This window comes from Ilumatobacter nonamiensis YM16-303, from assembly GCF_000350145.1.
Lineage (GTDB): Bacteria > Actinomycetota > Acidimicrobiia > Acidimicrobiales > Ilumatobacteraceae > Ilumatobacter_A > Ilumatobacter_A nonamiensis.
Genome location: NZ_BAOL01000060.1, coordinates 1 through 4,457, shown reverse-complemented (window position 1 = coordinate 4,457; position 4,457 = coordinate 1). Strand labels below are relative to the sequence as shown.

The 4,457-nt window shown below is 65.9% G+C and carries 4 protein-coding genes; 2 read left to right on the top strand and 2 right to left on the bottom strand.

Annotated features, from left to right (window positions below; genetic code table 11):
* Positions 1 to 97 precede the first annotated feature (97 nt).
* Positions 98 to 1,255 (top strand): acetyl-CoA acetyltransferase, encoded by a 1,158-nt coding sequence (locus ON45_RS07150; protein WP_040492959.1) that lies wholly within the window; start codon positions 98 to 100, stop codon positions 1,253 to 1,255.
* Positions 1,256 to 1,287: 32 nt separating this feature from the next.
* Here the strand turns inward: ON45_RS07150 and ON45_RS07145 are convergent, their stop codons facing one another.
* Together ON45_RS07145 and ON45_RS07140 are read right to left on the bottom strand one after the other, a co-directional pair.
* Positions 1,288 to 1,749, bottom strand: a complete 462-nt coding sequence (locus ON45_RS07145) for an SRPBCC family protein (RefSeq protein ID WP_040492958.1) — start codon at positions 1,747 to 1,749, stop codon at positions 1,288 to 1,290.
* A gap of 29 nt (positions 1,750 to 1,778) precedes the next feature.
* Positions 1,779 to 2,573, bottom strand: a complete 795-nt coding sequence (locus tag ON45_RS07140; RefSeq protein WP_040492957.1) for an enoyl-CoA hydratase/isomerase family protein — start codon at positions 2,571 to 2,573, stop codon at positions 1,779 to 1,781.
* Between the two features lie 218 nt (positions 2,574 to 2,791).
* Here ON45_RS07140 and ON45_RS07135 point away from each other — a divergent pair, with 218 nt between their 5' ends.
* Positions 2,792 to 4,381, top strand: coding sequence for an AMP-binding protein (locus ON45_RS07135; protein WP_051062653.1), 1,590 nt, complete (start codon positions 2,792 to 2,794; stop codon positions 4,379 to 4,381).
* Positions 4,382 to 4,457 lie beyond the last annotated feature (76 nt).

The following is a 4,457-nucleotide window of genomic DNA, read 5'->3' as shown; positions in this document are numbered from 1 at the left end:
GCGCCGAGTGCGCCGCACCCACCGAACCACGTTCGCCTCTTCCGCGGGCGCATGTTGGCTGGGTCCGAGCGGAGTCTGGGAACGGAAACGGAGAGGCATGAATCCGAGCATCATCGGCTGGTCACATCTCGCCTTCGGGCGTCTCGACGACAGCCTGGAGGAGATGATCGTCCAGGTCGCGCGAGGCGCGATCGCCGACGCCGGCATCTCGTCGAACGAGGTCGATGCCACATGGCTCGGGCACTTCAACAGCGGGCTGGTCACGGACGGATTCCCCGCTTCGCTGACGATCCAGGCCGACGAGGGGCTCCGGTGGAAACCGACGACCCGGGTCGAGAACGCGTGCGCGTCCGGATCTGCCGCGATCTACAGCGCGATCAACGCCATCAAGGCGGGCGAGGCGGAGATCGCGCTCGTCGTCGGCGCCGAGAAGATGACGAACAACAGCACGGCCGACGTGGCCGCAGCCCTCGGCGGCGCCTCGTATCAGAAAGAGGAGGCGGGGCTGTCGTTCCCGCAGATCTTCGCCCAGTTCGCCGAGGCGTACTTCGCGGAGTACGGCGACCACTCCTCCACGCTCGCCGCCATCGCCGCGAAGAACCATGCCAACGGAGCGAAGAACCCGCTGGCGCACATGCGCAAGGACGTCGGCTTCGACTTCTGCAACACGGTGTCGGAGAAGAACCCGATGGTCGCCGAACCGCTGCGTGTGACCGACTGCTCGCTCATCTCCGACGGCGCCGCCGCGATCGTCATCGCCTCCGACGATGTGGCGAAGCGGCACGACAAGGCGATCCGCTTCCGCTCCACGGCGCACGTCCAGGACATCCTCCCGATGTCACGACGCAAGCTCACCGACTTCGAGGGACCGGCCCGCGCGTTCGCTTCGGCGTTCGATCAGGCCGGAATCTCGGTCACCGATCTCGACTTCGCCGAGATCCACGACTGTTTCACCATCGCCGAACTCCTGGTCTACGAGGCGATGGGTCTCGCCGCGAAGGGTGAGGGTGCATCGGTGCTCGAGAACGGCACCGTGTACCCCGATGGGGATGTCCCCATCAACCTGTCGGGCGGACTGAAGGCCAAGGGCCATCCGGTGGGCGCGACCGGCGTCTCGATGCACGTGATGTCCGCCATGCAGTTGAGCGGTGAGGCAGGAGACCTCCAGAAGGCGAACGCCGAACTCGGCTGCGTCTTCAACATGGGCGGCTCCGGTGTCGCCAACTACTGCTCCGTTCTCGAACGACGCGGCTGATTCGCCGAGGGGCAACTCCGGCGTTTCGACGCTCAGGCCTCGAGGGTGGCGGCGAGGCGTTCCAGAGTGGCCGCCATCCCCGCCTGGTTGTGGGACTCACGATCCTCGACCCCGGAGATCTCCGCCGAGACCGCCTGAAACGACTCCGGAAGAAAGCTGAGGTTGAACTCGGTCACGACGCAGCCGTCGTCACTCGGCTCGATCTCGTAGCCCCAGCGGGAGAAGCGGAATCCGTCGGCGTCACCTTCGAAGACGAAGCGTCGTTCGGGATCGCACTCGACGACGACGGCACGAGTGGTCCACTCGAAGTCGCCGTTGCGGTTCTCGCCCTCGAACCACGCGTCGGTCGCAGGTCCGGTGGCACCGTCGACCCATCGGGCCGTGTGGCATTCCGGTGACCACTCGCCCATGCGGGTGATGTCGGACACCGCGGCCCAGACGGCGGCGGGTTCTGCGGCGATGGTTCTGCTGACTTCGATGCGGTCGTGGCTCACGACATCGCACCCTAGGTCCTCGAACCTTCTCAGTTCCCGTGGAACTCCGCGGGACGACGTTCGAGGAACGCGCGCACGCCCTCACGATGGTCGGCGGTACCGAACAGCTCGGTCAGCGTGGACGACACCCACCGGCCGAGCTCGTACCAATCGGGGTCGAGCGTGCGACGCAGTCCCGCTTTGAGCTGCTGGACCGCGAGCGGCGGGTTGGCAGCAATCCGCGCGGCCAGTCCCTGCGACGTCGACTGCAGCTCCTCGTGCGCGACCACCCGACCGACGAGACCGATCTCCTGGGCCCGCTCCGCGTCGATCACCTCTCCAGTGAACAACAGTTCGGCCGCGTGCTCTCGTCCGACGAGCTGTGCGAGGCGGCCGATACCGCCGACGTCGCTCACGAGTCCGCGCAGCACGAAGAGTTCACCGAACCGCGCCCGATCGCTGGCCACGCGCAGGTCGGCGAAGAGCGCGAGTTCCATCCCCCAGCCGACCGCTGCGCCGTTGACCGCGGCGATGACCGGGATGTCGGTGTGGAGCAGCGCGTCCGCCGCGGGGGTGATGCTCGGCGTGCGCCCGTCGCTGTCGAGCACGGGTGCCGCACCATCGTCACCAGCGCCCATCACCGCACGTACGTCGTCGCCCGAACAGAACGACGGATCGGATCCGGTGACGATCAGGCAGCGCGCCCCGCTGTCGGGCGCGGCACGCACCAACCGCTCGAGTTCGTCGTACATGGCGTGGGTGAGCGCGTTGTGCGTCTCCGGTTTGTCGAGCGTGATCGTGCCGACATGGTCATCGTTCAGCTCCCAGCGGACGTGATCATTCATGACCCGAGATTGCCAGCCACGGCGCCCACTGAACGATTCAGTCTCGACACGACCTGACGATGGAGAACCCGCGCCGGCAGCTGTCGACCGGGCAACAGCGAGCCTCGAGACTCCGCCTGCGGCCACGCTCCAAGTTCTGGCCGACAGCCAAGAACACGTGCAGGGCTACCCCGAGTAGTTGTCGACTGTCAACAAAAGATCGGCAATACTCATGGTTCATGACGAGCCAAGATGACGAGAGTCCATCCAATCAACCGGACGTCCAGACGACGTCTTTCGCCACCGACGTGCGGCACTGGGCGAGGCGCCGGCCGAACGAAACGGCGCTGACCGTCGTTGCGGACGGCGCCATCGAGACGCAGTGGTCCTGGGCGGAACTCGACGAGTGGTCCAATCGTGCCGCCCGTGCCATCGTCGACCTCGGGGCAACCGTAGGTGGACGAGTGGTTCATGTCGGTCGCAACCGCGCCGGCTACGTCGCCTTGCTGTACGGCGCCTCGAAGTGCCGGACGACGATCGTGGGCATCAACTGGCGCTTGACCGCGTCGGAGATCGCTCCGCTGTTGGCCGATTCCCGTCCCTCTCTGGTCGCTGTCGACGATGAGTTCCGAGCCACCGTGGAGTCAGCGATCGCCGCAGCGGGAATCGAGACCGTGATCATCAACGCCGCTGCACCGTCCGAATGGTGCGGTCAGTGCAGCTCGGATCCGCTGTCGACCCAACCGGAGCCGGATGACATCGCGCTCATCTTCTACACATCGGGCACGACGGGCACCCCGAAGGGGGTACTCCTCTCGGTTGCGGCGATCGGTGCGAACCTCGCCAGGGAGGCTCCCTGGAACATCGGACCTGATAACACCGTCATGGTGTGCTCGCCGGTGTTCCACACCGCGGGCACAGGCTGGATCTACATGCCTGTGCATTCGGGAGCGCACTGCCTGATGATGCGAGATGCCACGCCCTCACAGCTCCTGGCGGCGATTGCCACACACCGAGTGAGCCATGCCCTACTCGTACCGGCGGTGATCGGCACCATGATCAACGATCCGGATGTTCACACCACCGACACCTCGAGCCTCGAGACCCTTGCGTACGGCGCATCGCCGATCGCACCGGACCTGCTCGAGCGCGCGATGCGCACGCTGTCGTGTGACTTCGTGCAGCTGTACGGGATGACTGAAACCGGTGGACCGATCACCTACCTCCGACCTGAGGACCACGACCCGAACCTGAATCTTCTCCATTCGGCTGGCCGGTCGCCCGACGGCATCGAACTCCGCATCGTCGATCCTGATACCGGCGCGCATCGCGCCACGGGCGAACGCGGCGAAGTCTGGACGCGAAGTGATCAACAGATGGCGGGCTACCTCGGCAATCCGACCGCCACAGCCGAGACGATCGTGTCCGACGGTTGGCTGCGAACCGGAGACGCCGGGTACATGGACCGCGACGGGTACCTGTTTCTCACCGATCGGCTGTCCGATGTCATCGTCACTGGCGCCGAGAACGTCTACCCGGTCGAAGTGGAGAACGTGCTCACCGCCCATCCCACGGTCAGCGAGGCGGCCGTGTTCGGCACACCTCACGAGCGCTGGGGGGAAACGGTGACCGCGGTCGTCGTGGCGAGCGAGGGACAGGTCGCGGAACCGACAGAGTTGATCACCTGGTGCCGTGAACACCTGGCCCATTTCAAAGCGCCGACGACCATCGACGTCATCGACGAACTACCACGCAACCCGAGCGGAAAAGTGTTGCGCCGCATGTTGCGAGCACCGTTCTGGGCCGAGCACGGGCGTCAGATCGGCTGAAGTTCCCACAACGCCACAGGCCACGCTGATGCGGGGCCCCCACCCCGCCGATCGGCAGAAGTCACCGGCGACCGGG

Coding starts and splice junctions, on each gene's coding strand:
- ON45_RS07150 (WP_040492959.1), top strand. CDS start 98: ATGAATCCGAGCATCATCGGCTGGTCACATCTCGCCTTCGGGCGTCTC.
- ON45_RS07140 (WP_040492957.1), bottom strand. CDS start 2,573: ATGAATGATCACGTCCGCTGGGAGCTGAACGATGACCATGTCGGCACG.
- ON45_RS07135 (WP_051062653.1), top strand. CDS start 2,792: ATGACGAGCCAAGATGACGAGAGTCCATCCAATCAACCGGACGTCCAG.